The organism is Microbacterium sp. PAMC21962 (assembly GCF_019443465.1).
In the GTDB taxonomy this organism is placed as follows: Bacteria; Actinomycetota; Actinomycetes; order Actinomycetales; family Microbacteriaceae; genus Microbacterium; species Microbacterium hominis.
The window spans coordinates 2,228,969-2,251,533 of the sequence record NZ_CP080381.1 but is presented as its reverse complement, the minus strand read 5'-3'; the positions used below and the strand labels follow the sequence as shown (position 1 = coordinate 2,251,533).

At 70.4% G+C, this 22,565-nt stretch carries 26 protein-coding genes; 22 read left to right on the top strand and 4 right to left on the bottom strand.

The genetic code is table 11. The features are described from left to right. Positions 1-27 precede the first annotated feature (27 nt). The 8 genes from KY498_RS10815 to rpiB all read left to right on the top strand — a co-directional run bounded on the left by KY498_RS10815 (position 28) and on the right by rpiB (position 7,566). Positions 28-975: a sugar-binding transcriptional regulator gene (locus KY498_RS10815; RefSeq protein WP_157831545.1), complete on the top strand. Its 948-nt coding sequence runs from the start codon at positions 28-30 to the stop codon at positions 973-975. 108 nt (positions 976-1,083) lie between these two features. Next, positions 1,084-1,836: an SDR family NAD(P)-dependent oxidoreductase gene (locus tag KY498_RS10810; protein WP_191009397.1), complete on the top strand. Its 753-nt coding sequence runs from the start codon at positions 1,084-1,086 to the stop codon at positions 1,834-1,836. A gap of 29 nt (positions 1,837-1,865) precedes the next feature. Next, positions 1,866-3,377, top strand: a complete 1,512-nt coding sequence (locus KY498_RS10805; RefSeq protein ID WP_191009398.1) for a mannitol dehydrogenase family protein — start codon at positions 1,866-1,868, stop codon at positions 3,375-3,377. Next, the gene (locus KY498_RS10800) at positions 3,374-4,213 is read left to right on the top strand and encodes an ABC transporter permease (RefSeq protein WP_101305336.1); all 840 of its coding nucleotides are present in this window, start codon (positions 3,374-3,376) and stop codon (positions 4,211-4,213) included. The genes KY498_RS10805 and KY498_RS10800 overlap by 4 nt, the downstream gene beginning before the upstream one ends. After that, entirely contained in the window at positions 4,210-5,061 is an 852-nt protein-coding gene (locus tag KY498_RS10795) for an ABC transporter permease (protein WP_191009399.1), read from the top strand. The genes KY498_RS10800 and KY498_RS10795 overlap by 4 nt, the downstream gene beginning before the upstream one ends. Positions 5,062-5,064: 3 nt before the next feature. After that, positions 5,065-5,907 (top strand): ABC transporter ATP-binding protein, encoded by an 843-nt coding sequence (locus KY498_RS10790; protein WP_223848786.1) that lies wholly within the window; start codon positions 5,065-5,067, stop codon positions 5,905-5,907. Positions 5,908-5,964: 57 nt separating this feature from the next. Beyond that, a complete protein-coding gene (locus tag KY498_RS10785; RefSeq protein ID WP_191009400.1) occupies positions 5,965-7,020 on the top strand; it encodes an ABC transporter substrate-binding protein in 1,056 nt (351 codons plus the stop codon). Positions 7,021-7,101: 81 nt separating this feature from the next. Then, complete coding sequence (rpiB, locus tag KY498_RS10780) at positions 7,102-7,566, top strand: ribose 5-phosphate isomerase B (RefSeq protein WP_101305339.1); 465 nt, start codon at positions 7,102-7,104, stop codon at positions 7,564-7,566. A 49-nt stretch (positions 7,567-7,615) separates the two neighbouring features. Here the strand turns inward: rpiB and KY498_RS10775 are convergent, their stop codons facing one another. Then, on the bottom strand, positions 7,616-8,242 hold the full coding sequence (locus tag KY498_RS10775; protein ID WP_060959756.1) for a manganese efflux pump MntP family protein: 627 nt from the start codon (positions 8,240-8,242) through the stop codon (positions 7,616-7,618). A gap of 163 nt (positions 8,243-8,405) precedes the next feature. Here KY498_RS10775 and KY498_RS10770 point away from each other — a divergent pair, with 163 nt between their 5' ends. From KY498_RS10770 to KY498_RS10710, 13 genes are all read left to right on the top strand, one after another. Then, complete coding sequence (locus tag KY498_RS10770) at positions 8,406-9,344, top strand: metal ABC transporter solute-binding protein, Zn/Mn family (protein ID WP_191009401.1); 939 nt, start codon at positions 8,406-8,408, stop codon at positions 9,342-9,344. A gap of 29 nt (positions 9,345-9,373) precedes the next feature. Next, positions 9,374-10,174 (top strand): metal ABC transporter ATP-binding protein, encoded by an 801-nt coding sequence (locus tag KY498_RS10765; RefSeq protein WP_223848787.1) that lies wholly within the window; start codon positions 9,374-9,376, stop codon positions 10,172-10,174. 2 nt (positions 10,175-10,176) lie between these two features. Next, complete coding sequence (locus KY498_RS10760) at positions 10,177-11,031, top strand: metal ABC transporter permease (protein WP_267956415.1); 855 nt, start codon at positions 10,177-10,179, stop codon at positions 11,029-11,031. A gap of 55 nt (positions 11,032-11,086) precedes the next feature. Then, complete coding sequence (locus KY498_RS10755) at positions 11,087-11,509, top strand: Fur family transcriptional regulator (RefSeq protein WP_060959752.1); 423 nt, start codon at positions 11,087-11,089, stop codon at positions 11,507-11,509. Beyond that, complete coding sequence (locus KY498_RS10750) at positions 11,499-12,509, top strand: permease (RefSeq protein ID WP_061782192.1); 1,011 nt, start codon at positions 11,499-11,501, stop codon at positions 12,507-12,509. Before KY498_RS10755 ends, KY498_RS10750 begins: the two co-directional genes overlap by 11 nt. Further along, positions 12,502-13,284 carry a TIGR03943 family putative permease subunit gene (locus KY498_RS10745; protein WP_060959750.1) on the top strand — a complete coding sequence of 261 codons (783 nt, stop codon included), beginning with the start codon at positions 12,502-12,504 and terminating at the stop codon, positions 13,282-13,284. Before KY498_RS10750 ends, KY498_RS10745 begins: the two co-directional genes overlap by 8 nt. Then, positions 13,274-14,698, top strand: a complete 1,425-nt coding sequence (locus tag KY498_RS10740; RefSeq protein ID WP_191009402.1) for a hypothetical protein — start codon at positions 13,274-13,276, stop codon at positions 14,696-14,698. Before KY498_RS10745 ends, KY498_RS10740 begins: the two co-directional genes overlap by 11 nt. A gap of 4 nt (positions 14,699-14,702) precedes the next feature. After that, positions 14,703-15,371 (top strand): DNA-3-methyladenine glycosylase, encoded by a 669-nt coding sequence (locus tag KY498_RS10735; RefSeq protein ID WP_191009403.1) that lies wholly within the window; start codon positions 14,703-14,705, stop codon positions 15,369-15,371. A 145-nt stretch (positions 15,372-15,516) separates the two neighbouring features. Continuing rightward, on the top strand, positions 15,517-15,753 hold the full coding sequence (rpmB, locus tag KY498_RS10730; RefSeq protein ID WP_060959747.1) for a 50S ribosomal protein L28: 237 nt from the start codon (positions 15,517-15,519) through the stop codon (positions 15,751-15,753). After that, complete coding sequence (rpmG, locus tag KY498_RS10725; RefSeq protein WP_005051772.1) at positions 15,753-15,923, top strand: 50S ribosomal protein L33; 171 nt, start codon at positions 15,753-15,755, stop codon at positions 15,921-15,923. Before rpmB ends, rpmG begins: the two co-directional genes overlap by 1 nt. 4 nt (positions 15,924-15,927) lie before the next feature. Continuing rightward, positions 15,928-16,233 (top strand): 30S ribosomal protein S14, encoded by a 306-nt coding sequence (rpsN, locus tag KY498_RS10720; protein ID WP_005051773.1) that lies wholly within the window; start codon positions 15,928-15,930, stop codon positions 16,231-16,233. A gap of 258 nt (positions 16,234-16,491) precedes the next feature. Beyond that, a complete protein-coding gene (locus tag KY498_RS10715) occupies positions 16,492-16,770 on the top strand; it encodes an HU family DNA-binding protein (protein ID WP_005051774.1) in 279 nt (92 codons plus the stop codon). 77 nt (positions 16,771-16,847) lie between these two features. Then, entirely contained in the window at positions 16,848-18,842 is a 1,995-nt protein-coding gene (locus tag KY498_RS10710) for a cytochrome c oxidase assembly protein (RefSeq protein ID WP_060959779.1), read from the top strand. Positions 18,843-18,855: 13 nt separating this feature from the next. Here the strand turns inward: KY498_RS10710 and KY498_RS10705 are convergent, their stop codons facing one another. Continuing rightward, the gene (locus KY498_RS10705; protein WP_191009615.1) at positions 18,856-19,953 is read right to left on the bottom strand and encodes a hypothetical protein; all 1,098 of its coding nucleotides are present in this window, start codon (positions 19,951-19,953) and stop codon (positions 18,856-18,858) included. Positions 19,954-20,000: 47 nt separating this feature from the next. On the opposite strand from KY498_RS10705, the gene KY498_RS10700 reads away from it, so the two are divergent. Continuing rightward, positions 20,001-21,386 (top strand): ATP-dependent RecD-like DNA helicase, encoded by a 1,386-nt coding sequence (locus KY498_RS10700; RefSeq protein WP_375140959.1) that lies wholly within the window; start codon positions 20,001-20,003, stop codon positions 21,384-21,386. Between the two features lie 94 nt (positions 21,387-21,480). Here the strand turns inward: KY498_RS10700 and KY498_RS10695 are convergent, their stop codons facing one another. Then, complete coding sequence (locus tag KY498_RS10695) at positions 21,481-22,140, bottom strand: heme oxygenase (biliverdin-producing) (RefSeq protein ID WP_191009405.1); 660 nt, start codon at positions 22,138-22,140, stop codon at positions 21,481-21,483. A 59-nt stretch (positions 22,141-22,199) separates the two neighbouring features. Next, positions 22,200-22,511 (bottom strand): DUF2470 domain-containing protein, encoded by a 312-nt coding sequence (locus tag KY498_RS10690; protein ID WP_191009406.1) that lies wholly within the window; start codon positions 22,509-22,511, stop codon positions 22,200-22,202. Positions 22,512-22,565: the final 54 nt, after the last annotated feature.

Sequence of the window (22,565 nt, the reverse complement as noted above, 5' to 3'; positions counted from 1 at the left end):
ACGTGATGCATGTGCAAGGAAGCCACAATGACCGACATCGCCGCCACCGACCCGCTCCTCTCGAAGGAACTCATCACCCGTGTGGCTCACGCCTACTACCTGAAGGACGAGTCGAAGGTCGACATCGCCAAGCAGCACGGGATCAGTCGATTCCAGGTCGCGCGGCTGCTGCAACGGGCGCGTGAGCTGGAGATCGTCAAGATCGAGGTGCGTTCGCTGGACGGCGTGAACCTCGGGCTCAGCGAGCGGTTGCGGGCCAAGCTGGGGCTGACCGCGGCATGGGTCGTCGACTCCTCCGACCCGGCCGACGTCGTCGACATCATCGGCGCCACGATGGCGCGGATCCTGGAGGAGACCGTCCACCCCGGCGACGTCATCGGGATGTCGTGGAGCCGTGCGCTCGTCGCGATGACGCGGCACCTCGAACGTCTCCCGAAGTGCGTGACCGTCCAGCTCGCCGGACATGCCGGCAACAGCGCCGATCTCCCCGACAGCTCGGAGCTCGTGCGCCGGATCGCGCGCGCGTCCGGCGGAGCCGCCTATGCGATCCCGTCTCCGCTGCTCGTCACGGACGAAGGCGCATTGCGCTCGCTCCTCGGCCAGCCGATGATCTCCGCCGCCACGGCGATGTTCGATGCGATCGACGTCGCGGCGATCTCGATCGGCGCGTGGCGTCCGGACGAGTCCGCGGTCTACGCGGCCGCCTCGGAGCGCGACCGCGCTCGCGCCAGCGAGCTCGGCGTGGTGGGCGAGATGAACGGGCGGCTGTTCGACGCCGACGGTGTGCCGGAGGACTCCGTCATCGGCAATCGCGTCGTCGGCATCCCCCTGGATCAGCTCGCGAGGATTCCGCGGCTGATCGCCGGCAGTTTCGGGGCGGCGCGTGCCGAGGCCACCATCGCCGCCACGCGTGCCGGCTACGTCAACGAGCTGATCGCCGATCGGCGGCTCGCGGAGGCCATCCTGAGCGCGTGAGCGCCTGACCCCGTTCCGCCCCGCGCGATCTCGTTCTTGCGCGGGGCGGCGTCATCCCGTACAAATGATCATACGAGCACCTCAACCGCTCGAATGATTGGGACGAGAATGACCTCGAACACGGGATCGGGCACGGCCGCCTTTGATTTCTCCGGCGCGCGCGTCCTCGTCACCGGCGGCTCGCGCGGCATCGGTCAGGCCATCGTCGACGCCTTCGTCGCCGCGGGCGCGGACGTCACGTCGGTGCAGCGCAGCGACCGGGCGGGCGATGCGGCGAGAGTGCGGCGGATCGCGGCGGACCTCACCCTGCCGGACGACGTGGAAGCGGTCATCGCGCAGGTGCGGGCCGCGGGCGGCGTCGACGTGTTGGTGAACAACGCGGGACTGCAGGCGTGGCACGACTCGACCGACTTCCCCCTCGACGAGTTCGACCGGATCCTGTCGATCAACCTGCGTGCCGTGTTCCGGCTGAGTCAGGCGCTGGGCGGCGACATGCTGCGCAACGGGGCGGGGAAGATCATCAACATCGCATCGATGACGTCGTTCGTCGGCGGCTTCCGCGCTCCCGCCTATGTGGCCTCCAAAGGCGCCGTCGCGCAGCTGACCAAGGCGCTGTCGAACGAGTGGGCGGGTCGCGGTCTCAACGTCAACGCCATCGCCCCCGGATACATCGACACCGAGCTCAACCAAGAGCTCAAGGCCGACGCGGCGCGCTCGCGAGAGGTCTCCCACCGGATCCCCGCGGGCAGATGGGGGACCCCCGAGGACATCGCCGGCGCGGCGCTGTTCCTCGCCTCCGACGCGGCCGCCTACATCCACGGCGTCGTCCTGGCCGTCGACGGCGGCTGGCTCGCCCGCTGAACACCCCGCACCCTCAGAAAGGCCTCGCAATGGAGCGACTCACTCAAGACACCCTCGCGGCACTGCCGGAGGACATCGCCCGGCCCACCTACGACCGCAGCGCCGTCACCGCCGGAATCGCCCACATCGGCGTGGGCGGCTTCCACCGCGCGCATCAGGCGATGTACGTCGATCGCCTCCTGCAGCGCGGGCAGGCGCGGGAGTGGGGCATCTGCGGCATCGGCCTGCTGCCCACCGACGCGCACATGCGCGACGTCATGCGCGAGCAGGACGGCCTCTACACACTCGTGCTCACGCACGCCGACGGCCGCCGCGAGCGTCGCATCATCGGGAGCATCGTCGACTACCTGTTCGCGCCCGACGACATCGAGGCGGTGCTGGAGAGGCTCGCCTCCGCAGAGATCCGCATCGTCTCGCTGACGGTCACCGAGGGGGGATACAACTTCTCCGCCTCGACGGGGGAGTTCGACTTCGCCAACCCCGCCGTCGTCGCCGACCTGCGAGACCCGACGCGACCGAGCACGGTGTTCGGCATCGTCACCGAGGCGCTCGCGCGCCGCCGGGACCGAGGCATTCCGCCCTTCACGGTCCTGTCGTGCGACAACGTCCAGGGCAACGGCGCCATCGCCCGGCGTGTGTTCTGCGCGTTCGCGAGCCGGCGGGATGCGGAGCTCGGCGCGTGGGTGGAGCGGCACGTGACGTTCCCCGACACGATGGTCGACCGCATCACGCCGGTCACCTCGGACGCGGACCGGGTGGAGAACGACGCGGCCATCGGCGTGCACGATGCGTGGCCGGTCGTCTGCGAGCCCTTCGAGCAGTGGGTCATCCGGGACGACTTCGTGAACGATCGACCGGAGTGGGACCGCGTCGGCGCGCAGTTCGTCGCGGACGTCCATCCCTACGAGCTGATGAAGCTCCGTCTGCTCAACTCCAGTCACCAGGCGATGTGCTACTTCGGGGTGCTGGCGGGCTACACCTTCGCGCACGAGGCGGCGACGGATCCCGACATCGAGCGCCTGTTGCGCCGATACATGGACGAGGAGGGCACGCCGACCCTCGAGCCGGTCCCCGGGATCGATCTGACCGACTACAAGGACACGCTCATCGAGCGCTTCCAGAACCCGGAGGTGCGCGACACCCTCGCTCGGCTGTGTGCGGACTCCTCCAACCGCATCCCCAAGTGGCTCCTGCCGGTCGTTCGCGATCAGCTCGCCCGGAGCGGCCAGGTGCACCTCTCCGCCGCGATCGTGGCGAGCTGGGCGCGGTACGCGGCAGGGGTCGACGAGAGCGGGAAGGCGATCGAGGTCGTCGACGCGCTCAAGGAGCAGGTGATGGCCGCGGCGCGGGCCCGCCGGGACGACCCGCTGGCCTTCCTGCGCAACGAGGAGCTGTTCGGCTCCCTCGCGGACGAGCCCGCCTTCACCGATCCCTACCTGCGGGTGCTGGACTCCCTGTGGAGCGAGGGGGCGAAGCGCACCGTCGCCGTGCTGGCCGCGTCCGCGGATCCGGCCTCCCGCACCGCCGAGGACGCCCGATGACGACGACGAGGACGCTCGCGCTCAAGGACGTCCCCCGCCGCCGCCGGCCCTCACTGGAGCCGGTGTGGCGCCGCGAGCCCAGGAAACTCACGTCCCTGCTCATCTCGGTCGGCTCCGCCGTGGCACTGATCGCCGTCTGGGCGTGGGTGACACGTCCCGGAGGCGCGATCTCCCCGCTCTTCCTGCCCTCGCCGGGCGACGTGTGGGATGCCGCCGTCCGCTTGATCGAACGTCCCTACCTGGGCTCGACGCTCGGCGGGCACATCGTCTCGAGCCTGACCACCGTCATCGCCGGCTGGCTGCTCGCGGCGGCCGTCGGCATCCCTCTCGGAGTGTGGATCGGCTGGTCGCGCAAGGCCCGGTGGACGGTTTACCCGATCTTCCAGCTGCTGCGACCCATCCCGCCCATCGCGTGGATCCCGTTGGCCCTCGTCTGGTTCGGCATCGGGGATCCTTCGCGGGTGTTCGTGGTGTTCGTCTCCGCGATCGTCCCCTGGACGCTGAACTCGATCCACGCCGTCACCTCGGTGGAGCCCACCCTCGTCAACGCGGCACGCGTCCTCGGGGCGCCGCCGCTGACCATCCTGGGACGCGTCGTGATCCCGACGGCGATGGCCACGTTGCTCGCCGGCGGTCAGATCGCGATGGGAAACGCCTGGACGACGGTCATCGCCGCCGAGCTGCTGGGCGCGCTCAGCGGACTCGGATACGTCGCCCTCAACTCCTCGCGCACCCTCGACACCGACATCCTGCTGGTGTCGATGATCACCATCGGACTGATCGGAGCGCTGTTGTCCGCATTGATGAAGCTGCTCACCCCGGGAGGACGGAGATGACCGTCGTGAACGACCTCCCCGCCACCGTGACCAACGCGGTCGTCGACAGACCGCGGCGCGCTGCACGATTCGACATCGGTGCCATCGTCTGGACGACCGGGACGCTCGTGGGCCTGATGATCCTGTGGATCGTGGCGACCGACGTCCTCCAGCTCGTTCCCGAACGGGTGCTCCCGTCGCCGTCGGCGGTCGCCGGGAAGTTCGTCCAGGTCCTCGTGGAGCCGTTCGCCGGCGCGACGCTCGGAGGCCATGTCCTGGCGTCGCTCGGCCGATGGCTGAGCGGTGTGCTGATCGCGATCGTCGTGGGGGTGCCGCTGGGGTTCATCCTCGCGTGGATCCCCGTCGTCCGCGCGATCGTGGCGCCCGTCTTCGAGCTGCTGCGCTACATCCCGCCCTTCGCCTGGATTCCCATCGCGGTCCTGTGGATGGGCGCGAACACGTCGGCGCAGGCGCTCGTCGTCTTCATCGCCGCGTTTCCGGCGATCGTGATCAACAGCCGCCTCGGCGTCACGCAGGTCGACCCTCTGCTCGTGAAGGCGGCGCGCACGACCGGAGCCGGCTCGGCGCGGATCCTCGCCTCCGTTGTCGGCCCGGTGGCCGCCGCATCCGCCTTCACCGGTGTGCGCATCGGATTCGGAAACGGGTGGATGGCGCTCGTCGGCGCCGAGCTCATCGTGGGCAAGCAAGGCCTCGGCAACCTCATCCTCCAGGGGCAGGCCAACCTGTCCACGCCCATCATCATCGTCGGGATGATCTGCATCGCCGTCGTCGCGACGGTCTTCGACATCATCCTCCAGCGCATCCAGCGGCTGCTCTTCTCGTGGGCGCCGAAGAACAAGGGGAACTGACCCATGAACGACATCTCCACCGACAGCCCCACCGCCGCGGCCGTCCCCCTCGAGGGCGGAACCGTCCCGAAGATGCAGGTGCGCGGCGTCTCCAAGCGGTTCGTCACCAAGAGGGGCGAGGTGCAGGCGCTCGCCGAATGCGACCTCTCCATCGCGGAGGGTGAGTTCGTGACGATCGTCGGCCCGTCCGGGTGCGGCAAGTCGACGCTCATGATGATCGCCGCGGGTCTGGAGGATGCGACCACGGGCGAGATCCTCGTCGACGGCAAGGTCGCCGGTCAGCCGGGCCCGAACCGGAGCGTCGTGTTCCAGAAGTTCGCGCTCTTCCCCTCCCAGACCGTGTTCCACAACATCGAGTTCGGCCTCAAGGTCGCGCGGGTGCCGAAAGCCGAGCGCGAGCGCCGCGTGGACGCGCAGCTCGCCCTGATGGGACTCAAGAAGTTCAGGAACTCGTACCCCCACGAGCTGTCCGGCGGCATGCAGCAGCGCGTGGCGATCGCCCGCGCCCTGGTCGTGCGGCCGGAGATCCTCCTGATGGACGAGCCGTTCGGCGCGCTCGACGCGCAGACGCGGACGCTCCTGCAGGAGGAGGTCTCACGCCTGCACCGCCACGATCGGTACACGGTCCTGTTCATCACGCACAGCGTCGAGGAGGCCGTGTATCTCGCGGACCGCGTCATCGTGATGAGCGCGCGCCCGGGACGCATCAAAGCGGAGATACACGTCCCCCGCGATGCCGAGTGGCGCGCGGCAGACATCGAAGCGGCGATGGGCTACGCCGACTTCAGCGAGATCCGCCAGCGGATCTGGTCTCTCGTCCGGGAAGAGATCGTCACGGACGACTGATCCGCACACCCGAAGCCCGTTCCCCACAGAAGCCCGTCCACCACAAAGGAGTGTTTGATGAAGAAGAAGCGAACCAGCATCCGAGCCCTCACCACCGTCGCCACCTTGGCGACGATCGCCCTCACCGCGAGCGGCTGCGCGGGGGGAGGGGGCAGCGGTCAGGCGGATGCCGACGGCGTGACCCACATCACCATCGCGACGCAGGCGCAGCCCACCGGGTTCTCGCTGTGGCTGGCCCAGGACCTCGGCTACTACAAGGAGGCGGGCCTGGACGTCGACTTCCAGATCGCCGAGAGCGGAGCGGCCCTGCTCGCATCGGGCGCGGCCGGTGACTGGCAGGTCGGGTACATGGGCGGTCCGCCGCTCATCAGCGGCTACAAGACCTGGGGTCTGCTCCCCGCCGGAGCGATGATGGACGAGTACCGCAACCTCATCCTCTTCATGGACAAGGACGTCCTCGCGGGCACCGATCCGGCGACGGCGCTCGCCAAGACGCCCGTCGGCGTCGTCGCGAACAGCACCAGCGCCCAGCTCCTCTACGCCTGTGCCGACGCACTCGGTGTCGCCGCGGCCGACATCGAGACGGTCCCGCTCGATCCGGCTGCCATCGCGAACGGGATGCTGAACGACGACATCAACGCCGCCGTGCTGTTCTCGGTCAACAACGCGCCCCTCCTGGCCGACCCCGACAAGTACGTGCAGGTGTGCGACGGAGAGAAGGCGGGGGTGTCCATCCTCGACCCGTACGTCGTCACGCCCCGCTTCTGGGCCGAGAACCCGGATGCCGCCGCGGCGTGGGTCGACGCCGTGTACAAGGCCAACGAGTGGATCATCGACACGCCTCGCGACGAGGTGCTGGCCACGTTCCAGGTCTTCCTCAAGGAGATGGGAATCGAGGCGACCGACGAGGAGGCCACGTACGCGCTGGACGCGCGGCAGTGGCTGACCTTCGACCAAGCGCTGGAGCAGATGCGCGGGACCGCCTTCACGGACAGCCTCACCAAGACGGCGGAGTTCCTCGTCGGGGCGGGCGTCTACGACGAGATGCCGGCGATCCCCGAGCTGAACGCGAAGGGGCTGGAGATCATGGAGGCCGCGGCCCAGCGCCGCTGACCTCGGCATCCGCACGATGCCGGAGCGCCCCGCGTCGGGCTGGGCGCTCCGGCATCTCCACTCGACAGGAGAGGCAGTCCCATGACGGTCATCATCGGTTCGGATCACGGAGGGCACGATCTCCGGCGCGACCTCCTGACGCACCTGCGTGCGCGGGGCGTGCCCGTGCGGGACATCGGACCCGCGGACGATGCGATCGTCGACTTCCCCGACGTCGCCGCGCAGCTGACCACTGCCCTCCTGCGCAGCGAGGAGGGAAGCCGCGGCATTCTGATCTGCGGCTCCGGCGTCGGGGTGTCGATCGCCGCGAACAAGGTGCGCGGCATCCGTGCGGCGCTCGCGCACGACCACTACTCGGCGCACCAGAGCGTGGAGCACGATGACGCGAACGTGCTCTGTCTGGGAGGACGTGTCGTCGGAACCCAGGTGGCGCGTGAGCTGGTCGACGCCTTCCTCGGCGCGACGTATCAGGGGGGAAGCGACTTCGAGCGTCGCCTCCGAAAGGTGATCGCCCTCGAGAGCGGGCACGGCGAGCGCGAGCGATAGGCGCCAGGAGCGCCAGGAGCGCCAGGACCGCCGCAGCCGTCCCCGACGCTCAGGCGGTGAGGTGCTCGATGAGGATCTGCGTGCCGATGCCGATCAGCACGAGGCCGCCGAGGATCTCGGCGGGCCGGCGGAAGCGGGTGCCGATGCGGTAGCCGATGAACACCGCGATGAACGACAGGGCGAACGTCACGAGACCGATCGCGGTCACGGCGACCGCGACGTCGACGTTCAGGAAGGCGAACGACACCCCGACGGCGAGGGCGTCGATGCTGGTGGCGACCGACAGCAGCACGACCTCGCGGGTCGTGAAAGCCTCGACGTCGTGGACGTGTTCGGCTTCCCCGGCCTCCGTCGGCGCGTCGGGGGTGAGGGCCTCCCACAGCATCTTTCCGCCGACCAGCGCGAGCAGGCCGAACGAGATCCAGTGGTCGAACGGGGCGATGGCGTCCGCGAAGGTCGAGCCGAGCAGCCAGCCCAGCAGCGGCATGACCGCCTGGGCGACACCGAAGGCGGTCGCGAAGACGAGGGCCGTGCGCAGCACGTGGGCCCGCAGCTGGAGGCCCTTGCCCAGGGCGACGGCGAAGGCATCCGCCGATACGCCGAGGGCGAGCAGCAGAAGAGTCCAGGGTGAGATGACGGCTCCTCGGAACGGAAAGGCGACGACCGGAGAGGTCACGGTCGGAAAGGGGTGACGGGCCGTCCGCGTGCGCCGTCGGCGCGGGGGCCGAACAACAGCCTGACGTCGCGCGGTGCGCTCGTTCAAGCCGAGAGCCCGGATTGACAGCATTTCGGGCCGCCCGGATTTGATAACGATTATCACTAGCCGTACTCTGGGGGACATGAAGCGTCCCGTCGTCCTCCTCGCCGCGCTGACCGCGGCATCCGCCCTCGCGCTCACCGGCTGCTCCAGCTCGACCGGTGCGTCCTCCACGCCCTCCGCCTCCGCCGACGGCACGATCGCCGTCGTCGCCTCCACCAACGTGTACGGCGACATCGCGAAGACGATCGGCGGCGAGCACGTCGAGGTCACCGCCCTGATCGCCGACGAGAGCAAGGACCCGCACGAGTTCGAGGCCACCGCGGCCGACCAGCTCGACATCCAGAACGCGCAGCTGCTCATCGAGAACGGCGGCGGCTACGACCCGTTCATGGCGACGCTGAAGGATGCCGCGAAGTCGGACGCGCCGCTCATCAGCGCCGTGACGTTCTCCCCCGAATGGACGGGCTCCGACCCGTCCGAGGCCGTCGACGGCTTCAACGAGCACGTCTTCTACGACCCGCAGACCATCGCGGCCGTCGCCGACGAGATCGCCGCCCAGCTGGGCGCCCTCGACCCCGCGGAGGCGAGCGTGTTCACCGCCAACGCGAAGGCGTTCCGGGCGGACATCGACGCGAAGGTCACGCCGATCCTCACCGAGGTGGCGGCGGCCCACACCGGCACCGAGATCTTCGTCACCGAGCCGGTGCCGCTGTACCTCGCCGAAGCCGCGGGTCTGACGAACGTCACGCCCGCCGCCTTCAGCGAGGCCGTCGAGGAGGGGCAGGACGTGCCTCCCGCGACCCTTCTGGACGCGCTCACCCTCGTCGGCGGCGGGTCGGTGAAGATCGTCTTCGTCAACGCGCAGGCGGCCGGCGCGGAGACCACGCAGGTCGAGACGAAGGCCGGCGAGGCGGGCGTTCCCGTCATCAAGGCGTCGGAACTGCTCCCCGAGGGCGAGAACTACGTATCGTGGATGACCGACATGGCCACGCAGATCAAGAGCGCCCTGGGTTCGTGACCCCGGCGACATCCTCACCCCTTCGCATCATGGCCGCCGCGCTCTCGCGCGGCGGCCATGAGCTGTGGCGCGGCCTCGACCTCGAGCTCCAGCCCGGCGAGCTCGTCGCGGTGCTCGGCCCGAGCGGGGCCGGCAAGACCACGCTCCTGCGTGCCGTGCTGGGCCTGGAGCGGCTGACCGGCGGCACCATCGAGGCCCTCGGCGAGCGCGTCCGTCGCGCCGGCAACCGCCGCATCGGCTACATCCCCCAGCAGCGCCCGCTGCCCCGGCACACGGCCATGCGCGGGCGCGACCTCGTGCGCCTCGGCGTCGACGGCCACCGCTTCGGTCCGCCCCTGCCGCGCCGCGGCGACCGTCGGCGTGTGCAGGAGCTCATCGACGCCGTCGGGGCGACCGCCTTCGCCGACCGCCCCGTGGGCCTGCTGTCCGGTGGCGAGCAGCAGCGGCTGCGCGTCGGGCAGGCGCTCGCCGACGAGCCCGGCCTGCTGCTGTGCGACGAGCCGCTGACGAGCCTCGACCTGGCCAACCAGCGCGACGTGATCGATCTGATCGATCGCTACCGCACCGCGAGCGGCGCCGGGGTGCTGCTGGTCACCCACGACATCAACCCCGTGCTCGAGAAGGTCGACCGCATCCTCTACCTGACGGGCGGCCGCTTCACGCTGGGCCGGCCCGACGAGGTGCTGACCTCGCAGACGCTGACCGCCCTCTACGACACGCCCGTGCACGTCGCGCGTGTCGGGGGACGACTGGTCGTCGTCGGCGCCCCCGACTCGGATGCCGACCACCATCACCACGGCGACGCCGCCGCACCGGGAGCTGTCGCGTGAACATGGACGACATCGCGAACGCGCTCTTCGGCGGGCTCTCGCGCTACGGCGACATCCTCGCGCTCGTGCAGAACTCGGTGTGGGCGGGAGCCGTGCTCGGCATCGTCGGCGGGCTCATCGGCGTGTTCGTCATGCAGCGCGACATGGCCTTCGCGGTGCACGGCATCAGCGAGCTCTCCTTCGCCGGAGCGGCCGCCGCGCTCCTGCTCGGCTTCGACGTCGTGACGGGCTCCATCTTCGGATCGCTCGTCGCGGCCGGCCTCATCGGATGGCTCGGAGCGCGGGCGCGCGATCGCAACTCGATCATCGGCGTGCTCATGCCCTTCGGGCTCGGCATCGGCATCCTGTGCATCTCGCTCTACAACGGGCGCAGCGCCAACCGCTTCAGCCTGCTCACCGGCCAGATCGTGTCGGTGCAGAGCGATCAGCTCACCGTGCTGATCGTGCTGAGCGCCATCGTGCTCGTCGCGCTCCTGCTGATCTGGCGCCCGCTGACCTTCGACTCCCTCGACCCGCAGTCGGCGGCCGCCCGCGGAGTGCCGACCACGGTCGTGTCCTTCGCCTTCATGCTCCTGCTCGGCATCGTCGTCGCCGTCGCCGTCCACATCATCGGCGCACTGCTCGTGCTCTCCCTGCTGGTCACCCCCGCCGCGGCGGCGATGCGCGTGTCCAACGGTCCCGTCGCGGTGCCGCTGCTCGCCGCCGGCTTCGGCGTCACCGCGGCCGTCGGCGGCATCCTCCTCGCGATCGCCGGCACGCTGCCGGTGAGCCCGTACATCACGACGCTGTCCTTCCTCATCTACCTCGTCTGTCGTGCGATCGACGGGGTCCGTCGGCGGGGCAGTGTCGAGGCGTGAGGGCGGGCTGCGCCGTGTCCAGCCCGCTCCAAGACCCCGTGGGTAGACTCGCCGCATGGCCCAGCGCAACACCTGGCAGCGCGATCGCGTGCGCGAGGCGCTGAGCGACGCCACCGGTTTCGTCAGCGCTCAGACGCTGCATGCCACCCTGCGCGACGAGAACACCGGCATCGGTCTCGCGACCGTCTACCGCGCCCTGGCGACGCTGGCCGCGAGCGGCGAGGCCGACCAGCTGCAGAGTCCGGACGGCGAGGCGATCTACCGCGCCTGCACCAGCACGGGCCACCACCATCACCTGATCTGCCGTTCGTGCGGGCTCGCCGTGGAGATCGAGGCCAGCGAGGTCGAGGCGTGGGCGCAGCGCACCGCCGCGGCGCACGGATTCACCGAGGCCGAGCACGTGGTCGACATCTTCGGCGTGTGCGCGGCCTGCGCGGCGCAACGGGCGGCGGCGAGCCCCGGAGACCGTGTCGACTGAGGTGCGCGCCGCGCCGGTCCGCACCGCGGTGGCCGTCGGCATCGGCGTGCTGGTCGTCGCGACGCTCGTCGTCATCGCTCTCCTCTCGCCCGGGCCGTCGCTTCCGACGCGGGCGCAGGACGGACTGACCCTCGCGATCAGCGTGCTGATCGAGTCGCTGCCCTTCGTCGTGCTGGGCGTGCTGCTGTCGATCGTCGTGCAGGTGTGGGTGCCCGCCGGCGTCATCGAACGGTGGATGCCGCGCGCGCCGTGGGCGCGCCGCGCCGTGCTGTCGTTGCTCGGCATGCTCATCCCCGTCTGCGAGTGCGGCAACGTGCCGTTCGCCCGCGGCCTCATGATGCGCGGACTGGGCGTCGCCGAGACCCTCACCTTCCTGATCGCGGCGCCGATCGTCAACCCGATCGTCATCATCACGACCCACCAGGCGTTCGGCTTCGACGACGGCATCCTCATCGCCCGCCTGCTCGGCGGGTACGCCGTCGCCAACCTCATCGGATGGCTGTACAGCCGGCATCCCGACCCGGACGGCCTCATCACCGACCGCTTCCGCGCCAGCTGCGAGCTCTCGCTCGACAACGCCGCCCACGGCGGCGGCCCCGGCAAGGCGCAGCGCAGCCTCGCCCAGTTCGTCGTGGAACTGCGCGCCGTGATGCCGGCTCTCGTCATCGGCTCCGCCATCGCCGGCGCCGTGCAGGTGCTCGTGCCGCGCTCGGCACTGCTGGCGATCGGCTCCAACCCCGCACTGTCGATCATCGCGATGATCGCGCTCGCGATGATCGTCTCCATCTGCTCCAACGTCGACGCCTTCTTCGCGCTCTCGTTCGCCTCGACGTTCACGCCCGGCTCGATCGTCGCGTTCCTGCTGGTCGGACCGCTCGTCGACGTCAAGATGCTGGCGCTGCTGCGCACGACCTTCCGCACGAAGGTCCTCGGCGGTCTGGTGATCGTCGTCGTGCTGTTCGCCATCGCCGTCGGATCGGTGGTGAACCTCGTTGCGTGATCTCCTCGGATCCCGGCTCCTCGGTGTCGGCCTCGCCGCCGGCCTCTCCGCCGTCACGGTCGTGCTGTGGCTCACCGGTCAGCTCGCGCTCTACATCAACCCCTCGTCGAACTGGTTCGCGGTGCCGATGGCGATCCTCGCGCTGGTCGGCGCCGTGCTCAGCTTCGCGCTGCCGCGCGGCGCGGAGGCCGATCACGGGCACGACCACGGCGACGGGCACGAGCATGAGCACGGCGACGGACACGACCACGGCGACGACCACGGGCACGAGGCGCGCTCGGTGTGGGGCACCGCCGCGACGGTGACCGGCGGCATCCTGGCCACGGGCGTGGTCGCCGCCATCGTGCTCACACCCCCGGCGACGCTGTCGGCCGAGCTCGCCATGCAGCGCGACACCGGAGCGCCGCCGCTGTTCCAGGGCTCCGACACCGTGGCCCTCGCGTCGACCGGCGACACGTCGACGTTCGGCGTCGGCGAGTGGGCGAGCGTGTTCGCGACCGCGACCAACCCCGAGGCGTTCGACGGAGACACCATCACCCTCACCGGTTTCGTCACGCCCACCGACGGCGGCTTCGGGCTCACCCGGCTCGTGATCACCCACTGCGTGATCGACGCGCAGCCGGCCAGCGTGCCGGTCGCGCTCGCCGACGGCATCCCGTCGACCGGCACCTGGGTCACGGTGACCGGGACGATCCGCGACGCCGACGGGCGCCTGCAGATCCAGCCGGCGTCGGTGCAGACCGTCGACCAGCCCAAGGACCCGTATGAGTACTGATCGCGCGACGCGCCGCGAGCGCACGCGCCGGCGACGCTCCCGCGCCTTCCTCGTGGGCTTCGCGCTCGTCGTCGGCGCGCTCGCCGTCGTCGGGCTCGCCGGCTCCGCCGTGACGGTCGCGCAGGGGCCCCGCGTCACCAACGTGAGCGTCGACCCGGATGCCGCGGTGAGCGCCTCCGGCTCGCGCCTGATCATCACCACGACGCAGTCGCTGGCGACGGTCGAACCCGCACAGGTCACGGTCTCTCCCGCGGCGCCGTTCACGGTCGACACGTCGGGGCGCAGCGTCGGCATCCGCTTCACCCAGCCGCTGTGGGACGACACCTCCTACACCGTCACGATCGCGGGGCTCGTCGGTGTGGGCGGCGGGCCGACGGCCGCCGTCGAGCACAGCTTCACGACACCGCCCCTCCACGCGTACGTGCTCCAGCGCGGCACCGGCGGCGACACGATCCTGCGCACCGACCTCGCCGGAGAAGACCCCGAGCCGGTCTACACGAACGCCCACATCGAGGACTTCCGCGCGACGTCCGGCCACCTGGTGATGTCGACCCTCGGCGACGACGACACCTCCCACCTCGTCGTCACCGACCTCGACGGCGGCGACGTCCGCGAGCTGGCACTGCCCGGCGACGGCACCGTGACCGATCTGCAGAGCGCCGATCGCGGCGATCTCATCGGCTACACGTTCACCGACGCCACGGTCGGCACTCCCGGCGCCCGCGAGGCCCGCCTCTTCACGGCGTCGCTGACCGCCGCGCAGTCCGATGCCGCACCCACGATGATCGAACGCACGGGGGGAGAGTCGCGGGTCGACGACTGGCGTTTCGTGCCCGGCACCGACAGCATCCTGATGCTCACCTACGACGGCGCCCTCACCCTCATCTCCCCGTCGGGCGGCGACCCGGTCACGCTGGGGACGGCCGTCTCCATCGACGGCATCGCCCGCGGCACGACGACCGCGATCATCGAGCGTGTGGAGGGACCGGCGGCCATCGATCTGGCGACCGCCACCCAGGTGCCGCTGCCGCCCACCGACAAGGCGCTGGGCCAGACGAACAAGATGACGCCGATGACCGACGGGAGCACCCTGCGCGTGCTCGCCGTCGTCGACGGGTTCACCGTGCGGTCGACGACCGTGAACGTCGTCGACGCGTCGGGGGCGGCGACCCCCGTGTTCTCGGTCGATCCGAAGGACATCCTCATCCAGTCGTGCGTCTCGCCCAGCGGGCGCTACGCCGCCTTCCTCGTGGCGCCGGATGCCGTGTCGAACCCGTACGACGGCTACCGCCTCCCCCTCCCGACCCACGTGCGGACGCACGTCGTCGCGCTGACGGGGGCCGACGCGGGCACCGAGGTGGGCGCGCTCGCCGGCTTCGACATCTCGTGGTGCCAGACCCCTCCGCGCGGATGACGCCATGACGACGACGGGTCTCGTCCCGGCCACGCGCGCGGCGCTCGCGGGGCTGCCGGTCGACGTCGCGCCGCGGCTGCTCGACGGCGTGCTGGAGGTCGCGAGCGACGGCGCGGTGGTCGCGGTGCGCCTCACCGAGGTCGAGGCCTACCACGGCGCCGGCACGGGCCCCGAGCCCGACCCCGGCTCGCATGCGCGCGGCGGACGGACCGCCCGCAACGCCACGATGTGGGGACCGCCCGGGCACCTCTACGTCTACCTGAGTCACGGCATCCACTCGTGCGTCAACGTCGTGTGCGGACCCGAGGGTCAGGCGGGCGGCGTGCTGCTGCGGGCCGGTGAGATCGTCGCGGGAGAGGACGTCGCGTTCTCGCGGCGCCCCGCGGCCCGCGCCGGCCGCGACCTCGCGCGGGGTCCCGGCCGGCTCGGGGATGCCGTGGGGCTCCGGCATCCGCTGCACGACGGCATCGACGCGGTCACGGGAGCGCCGTGGGCCGGCGCGGTCGCCCGGCTGTGGCTGCCGACCCGTCCGCGCACCGACGTCGCCGCGGGTCCGCGGGTCGGGGTGGCCGGCGTCGGGGGCACCGCCGCGTTCCCGTGGCGGTTCTGGATCGAGGGCGATCCCACGGTCTCGCCGTTCCGGTGGGGACGGGGAGCCGGGCCGCTCGCGTGAGTCAAGGCGACACGCCCGGCCGTGCTAGACTGACTCTTTGTCTGCGCGCACTCCAGCACGCAGTTCGTATCCCCGTGTTCAGAGGGATGCAGACAAGGGATCTTGGGTGGCACCGTCCGGTGTCACGGTACTAAGGAGAATCACTATGGCAGCAGTGTGCCAGGTGACCGGAGCAGTTCCCGGCTTCGGTCACAACATCTCGCACTCGCACCGCCGGACGAAGCGTCGCTTCGACCCGAACGTGCAGAAGAAGACCTACTACGTTCCTTCGCTCGGTCGCAAGATCACGCTGAACGTCTCGGCCAAGGGCATCAAGGTCATTGACGCCCGCGGCATCGAGTCGGTCGTGAAGGACCTCCTCGCGAAGGGTGTGAAGCTCTAATGGCGAAGAAGGCTCAGGACGTCCGTCCGATCATCAAGCTCCGGTCGACTGCCGGCACGGGGTACACCTACGTGACGCGTAAGAACCGTCGCAACAACCCCGACCGCATCGTGCTGAAGAAGTACGACCCGGTGATCCGCAAGCACGTCGAATTCCGAGAGGAGCGCTGATCTCATGGCCAAGAAGAGCAAGATCGCGCGCAACAACCAGCGCGAGGAGGTCGTCGCCCGTTACGCCGAGAAGCGTGCCGAGCTGAAGAAGACCCTCGTCGACCCGAACGCGACCGACGAGGCCCGCGAGGCCGCCCGCGTCGGCCTGCAGAAGCTTCCCCGCAACGCGTCGCCCGTGCGCCTGCGTGGCCGCGACGCCATCGACGGTCGCCCCCGCGGCTACCTGTCGAAGTTCGGCATCTCGCGCGTCCGCTTCCGCGACATGGCGCACAAGGGCGAGCTGCCCGGCGTGACCAAGTCGAGCTGGTAAGCACCGCACCCGTCGGAAGGCCCGGTTCTCCTCGCGGAGGCCGGGCCTTCTGCTGTGCCCGCCGCGGTCACATCAGCCACATCCGTCACCGATCCGGGCCGACACGCCGGTGAAGATGACGTCTGAGGGCCGGAAATCCGCGGATTTCCGCGGATCGTAGGTATATTCGGGGACGGTCCAACCGACCAAACCGGTCGCCTCGCGTCCGGTCCGATCTCACTGAAGGCGGCATCTGCTGCCGTCTGGAGGACAACCCCAATGGCTATCACCAAGACTGAGCTCGTCGCGAGCATCGCCAGCGCCACCGGCGAGAGCCAGGCCACCGTCGGCCGCGTCGTCGACGGCCTGTTCTCGGCTGTCTCCGAGGCCGTCGCCAAGGGCGAGAAGGTCACGATCCCCGGCTTCCTCTCGTTCGAGCAGGTCGCCACGGCCGCCCGCACGGGCCGCAACCCGCAGACGGGTGAGGAGATCAAGATCGCCGCGGGCAAGCGCGTCAAGGTCACCGCGGGCTCGAAGCTCAAGGCCGCCGTCAAGTAAGCACGGTCCTGCGAAGGGGGGATGCCGCTCGGCATCCCCCCTTTCGTGTGTCCGGCGCCGCGTAGGCTGGACGGGTGATCTCGACCCGTGCGCTGCGCCTCGCGGGCCCCGCGATCCTCGTCGCGTCCGCCCTCGCCGCTCTGGTGCTCGGGCTGCTGTACGGGGGCGGGGCCGCGCCCCTGCTCATCGGCGACGCCGGTCCCGTCGTGCGCTGGGGGCTTCCCCTCGTGACGCTCGCCGTCAACCTGTCGGCGGCGGGGATGCTCGGTGCGCTGGTGCTCGCGCTCTTCGCGCTGCGGGCCGGGGAGAGCACCTTCGACGCGGCGCTGGACACGGCATCCATCTCGGCCGCCCTCTTCACCGTGGCCAGCGGGCTCACCGCGTTCTTCACCTTCCTCAGCATCTTCAACGCGACCCCCGACGTCGGTGCGGAGTTCGGCGGACAGCTCGGACGCTTCCTCGTCGAGACCGACGTGGGCCGCGCGTGGTCGCTCACGACGATCGCCGGGGCGGGCCTGACGGTGCTCACCTTCGCCGTCCGCGGGTGGACGTCGACGCTCGTCGTGGCGGTGCTGGCGGCGGCGAGCCTCGTGCCCATGGCGACGCAGGGCCACTCGGGCGACGAGGCCGGTCACAACATCGCCGTCTCGGCGCTCGTGCTGCACATCGTCGCCGCGGCCGTCTGGCTCGGCGGCCTGCTGCTTCTCATCGTGCTGCGACCGCAGCTGCGCGTCGCGGAGCTCGGCGCGGTGCTGACCCGCTACTCGAGCCTCGCGCTCGTCGCCTTCGTGGTCGTGTCGCTGTCGGGCGTCGCCCGCGCGGCCGTCGGCGTCGTCGAGCCCCGCTATCTGCTGTCGCCGTACGGCGCCCTGCTGGGTGTGAAAGTGGTCGCGCTGCTGCTGCTGGGCGCGCTGGGCGCGCGGTACCGCACGGGAGTGATCGCCCGTATCGCCCGCGCCGATCGGGCGGGCCAGGATGCCGCGGCGCGCCGCTTCTGGGGCCTCGTGACGCTCGAGCTCGTCTTCATGGGCATCGCCAGCGGCGCGGCGGTGGCGCTCTCGCGCACCCCGCCGCCCGTGGACACGACCCTGCCCGAGGTGAAGACGCCGGCCGAGATCCTGACCGGAACGCCGCTGCCGCCCGAGCTGACCATCACGCAGTGGTTCACGCAGTGGGACATCGACATCCTGTGGGTCTTCGCCGTCGGCTTCGGGCTGTTCTTCTACCTCGCCGGGGTGTGGCGCCTGCACCGCCGCGGCGACCGCTGGCCGATCTACCGCACCGTGCTCTGGGTGCTCGGCCTGCTGTCGCTGTTCTGGGTCACGAGCGGACCGATCAATGCGTATCAGGACTACCTGTTCAGCATGCACATGATCGGGCACATGCTGCTGTCGATGGCGATCCCGATGATGCTCGTGTTCGGGGCTCCCGTGACCCTGGCCTCCCGGGCCATCGCCAAGCGCGACGACGGCACGCGGGGCGGTCGCGAGTGGATCCTGTGGGCGGTGCACACGCCGTTCTCCCGGGTGATCACGCATCCGCTGTTCGCCGCGGCGATGTTCATCGGGTCGCTCTGGGCGTTCTACTACACCGACCTTTTCCGCTGGACCCTCTACGACCACATCGGCCACGAGTGGATGGTCGCGCACTTCCTGATCTCGGGGTACCTGTTCGTGCAGTCGCTCGTCGGCATCGATCCGGTGCCGCTGCGCTACCCCTATCCGTTCCGGCTGCTGACCCTCATCGGCGTCATGGCCATGCACGCGTTCTTCGGCATCGCGATCATGATGTCCACCGGCCTGTTCGTCGCGGAGTGGTTCGGCTCGATGGGACGCACCTGGGGCGAGGCGCCGCTGGTCGATCAGTACACGGGCGGCGGGGTCGCCTGGTCGATCGGCGAGATCCCGACGCTCATCCTCGCCATCACCGTCGCGATCCAGTGGAGCCGTTCCGACGAGCGGACGCAGCGGCGCAGCGACCGTCACGCCGACCGCACCGGCGACGCCGAGCTGGAGGCGTACAACGCCCGGCTCGCCGAGCTCGCCGAACGCGACGCCCGCGCGGCGCGCTGAGGCGACCGCGTCCTCAGCTCGCGGGTTCCACCTGGATGGAGGCGGTGCCGTCGGGAAGCATCGTGATCGTCCCGCCGACCCGGAACGGCACGTCCTCGTCGACGTGCCGGACGGTGCCGTCGAAGATCGATCGGATGTCGACGACGACGTGCGCCACGGCGTCCGCCGCAGAGATGGCCCACCCGGCGCCGTCGGGCTCGAGCGTGATCGTGGGCTGCGTGACCATCGACCACACCGGCGGCTCGACGATGCGGTTGCGCACCTGGAGTCCGAACGGGCACCCCGTCGGCTGCAGCACCTGCTGGGTCGTGCACGCCGTCAGGAACGACTCGACGCGGTCCTGCACGACCGCCACGAACTGCGTCGTCGGCTGCGTCTGGATGTCGACGGGCACCTGGGCCTGCGGCGTGTCGGACAGGACCGCGACCCCCGCACTCGTGGAGACGGGGGTGTCGACCGAGATGGAGTAGAGGCCGGGCGAGAAGACGAGGAGCGCGACCGGCGCGAGCGGATCGGCCTGCGCACCGGCCGGCGAGACCTGCCGCGTGTCGACCGCGAACCCGTTGACCGAGAACGCGGTGGCGCCGCGGAGCGTCAGGTCGATCACCGCGAGAGGACTCTGCGCGAACCGCCACGTGGGCGCCAGCCCGACCCAGCCGGAGCGCTCCACGCGGAAGGTCGACGTGCCGCTGTGCGGCCCCGCCTGGTACGACATCGTCACGACCTCGACGCCGTCGCTCTCCTGCTCGCTCACGACCTGGATGTCGCTGAGCGGGGCGAGCGCCGCGCGGCGCAGCAGCGCCTCGCTCGCGTCGGCGGGCAGGCCCGCGGAGGTCAGATCGGTGGAGTCGATCGTGACGCCCGGCAGCGCCAGCGCCTCCGGCGCGCGGCCCTGGCTCAGCATCTCCAGGTACCGGGTGACGAAGGCGCCGGGGCTGTAGAGATCGCGGTAGATCGTGACGGTCGCCGCGCCGACCGCCGCCAGCAGCAGCACGCCGACCACGGCGAGGGCGGTCAGGTCCAGAGCCAGCCGGCGGCTTCCGCGACGGGCGGAGGAGCGGCGCGACGCGGCATCGCCTCGCGTCTGCGCCGCGCGCGCATCGACACCCACCACCCCGTCCACAGGTCCAGTCTAGGAAACGGATGCTGATGGCTAGCATGGATCCGGTGAGCATCCCCGCCCTGTCCGCCGAGCAGGAGGAGCTGTTCCGCCTCATCGAGGACACTCGCGAGCACGTGTTCGTCACGGGACGGGCCGGTACCGGCAAGTCGACCCTCCTGCAGCATCTCGCGTGGAACACGCAGAAGCAGATCGCCGTGTGCGCGCCCACGGGCGTGGCGGCGCTGAACGTCGAGGGGCAGACGATCCATTCGCTCTTCCGGCTGCCGATCGGGCTCATCGCCGACAGCGAGCTCGACCAGTCCGAGCCGGCCCGCCGTGTGCTGAAGGCGATCGACACACTCGTGATCGACGAGGTCTCCATGGTCAACGCCGACCTCATGGATGCCATCGACCGCTCCCTCCGCCAGGCCCGGGGCCGCCGGTCGGAGCCGTTCGGCGGGGTGCAGGTGATCATGTTCGGCGATCCCTACCAGTTGTCACCGGTGCCCCCGCGCGGTGATGAGCTGCGCTACATCAACGACCACTACCGGTCGTTCTGGTTCTTCGACGCGCAGGTGTGGGCGGGACCGTCGGCCGACGGCTCCGCGATCCGCTCGGACGGACTGCTCGACCTCGGCCGGGTGGGCGCGCCCCTGCACATCCGCGAGCTGCGCGAGATCCACCGGCAGGCCGACAACGGCTTCAAGGCCATGCTGAACGCGGTGCGCCACGGGGTCGTGACCGCGGAGATCGCCGGCATGCTCAACGCCGCCGGGGCCCGTCCCGTCCCGGAGCCGGTCGACGGCGAGCCTCCGATCATCACCCTCGCCACGCGCAACGACATCGTCTCCCGCATCAACCAGCGTCACCTCGACGCGCTGCCCGGGCCGGTGCAGACGGCGCGCGCCGACATCAGCGGCGACTTCGGCCGGGGCGAGGCGTCGTATCCGGCCGACACGGAGCTGCAGCTCAAGGTCGGCGCCCAGGTGATGTTCCTGCGCAACGACGTGGGCACGCGGGGCGACGGACCGCGCTGGGTGAACGGGTCGATCGGCACCGTGACCCGGATCGCGGGTGGCACGGTGCGCGTCGAGATCGACGGCGAGGAGGTCGACGTCGAGCCGGCCGTGTGGGAGAGGTTCCGCTACGCGTACGACCCGGTGTCTCGAAAGCTCACGCGTGACATCGTCGCCGAGTTCACGCAGTTCCCGTTGCGCCTGGCCTGGGCCGTGACGATCCACAAGTCGCAGGGGAAGACCTACGACCGCGCCGTCATCGACCTCGGCTCGGGCGCCTTCGCCCCCGGACAGACGTACGTCGCGCTGTCGCGGCTCACCTCGCTCGACGGCCTGTACCTCTCACGGCCGCTGCGCCCGAGCGACATCCTCGTGGATGCCGACGTCCGCCGCTTCATGGCCGGGGTCCGCGCCGCCGGCTTCTGACCCTCGGGCGTTTCGACTCGCTGCGCTCGCTCAACGACCGGGGGCGGCACCCGGTCGTTGAGCGACGAGCGCAGCGAGGAGTCGAAACGCGCGGTCAGGCGGATGCCGCGGTGGCGGCCTTCGCGGCGGCGAGGTCGAGGAAGAGGTCGGTGTTGAACTGGTACGCCGTCAGGACCTCGTCGATGACGCGCTCGCGTTCGGCGGCATCCCAGGCGACCGCGTCGAGCTGCTCGCGGTAGACGTCCTTGAACGCGGCGGGATCGGCGATCTCGTCGAAGAGGTAGAAGCCGATGCCGTTGGTCTCGAAGCCGAACTGCCGCGCCATCAGCTTGCCGATGAACAGGCCGCCCGAGAGGTCGCCGAGATACCGGGTGTAGTGGTGGGCGACGAAGCCGCCGGGCCAGCTGGTGCCGACCTCCCGGATCCGCTCGACGTAGCGCCGCGTCGTGGGCAGGGGCTCGATGCGCGCGCGCCAGTCGTCGCCGATGAGGAACGCCAGGTCGGCCTCGATCGCGGGCAGCCGCGTCAGCTTGTCGCTGATGAACGGGGTGGCGACGGGGTCGTGCCGCATCGTCTCGGCGGCGGTCTCGAGGGCGTCGTAGATGAACCAGTGCTGTGCGACGAGGGCGACGTAGTCGTCGCGCGTGCCGCGACCGCGCATCAGGTCGTCCATGAAGCCGGCGTGCTCGCTGCCGGAGTGGGCGGAGCGCGAACGCTCGCGCAGGGCGGTGGAGAACGGGATCGGCTCGGTCACAGCCGTCAGTGTATCTGAAACTAAGGCTCACCTAAACTGAAGGTTGCCTCCGAGAATGCTCAGGAGTGCGGGCGCGGCGTGATCCCCAGCCGGGCGCAGGCCTCGTCGTACAGCGCGACGATCTCGCGGCGCACCTCACGGCGCTCCGTGATGGCACCACCCGGCCACGGGACCACGATGACGTCCTCGGTGCCGTCGGCGAGGCGGACGCGCCACCGGCCCGCCGCCCCGTCGAATCCGATCATCTCGGAGCCGATGACCTCGGTGAGCGGAGCGAAGGCGCGGGCGATGAGGAGGTTGTCGTCGGAGTGGTCGTCGTTCATGTGACCGAGCACGCCGGCGAGGGCGTCGTCGTCGAAGGTGTGCGCCATGGCACCCACCTTAGAGCCGGCGCCGCCGCGCCCCGCGATCGGCCGCCGGCGAAA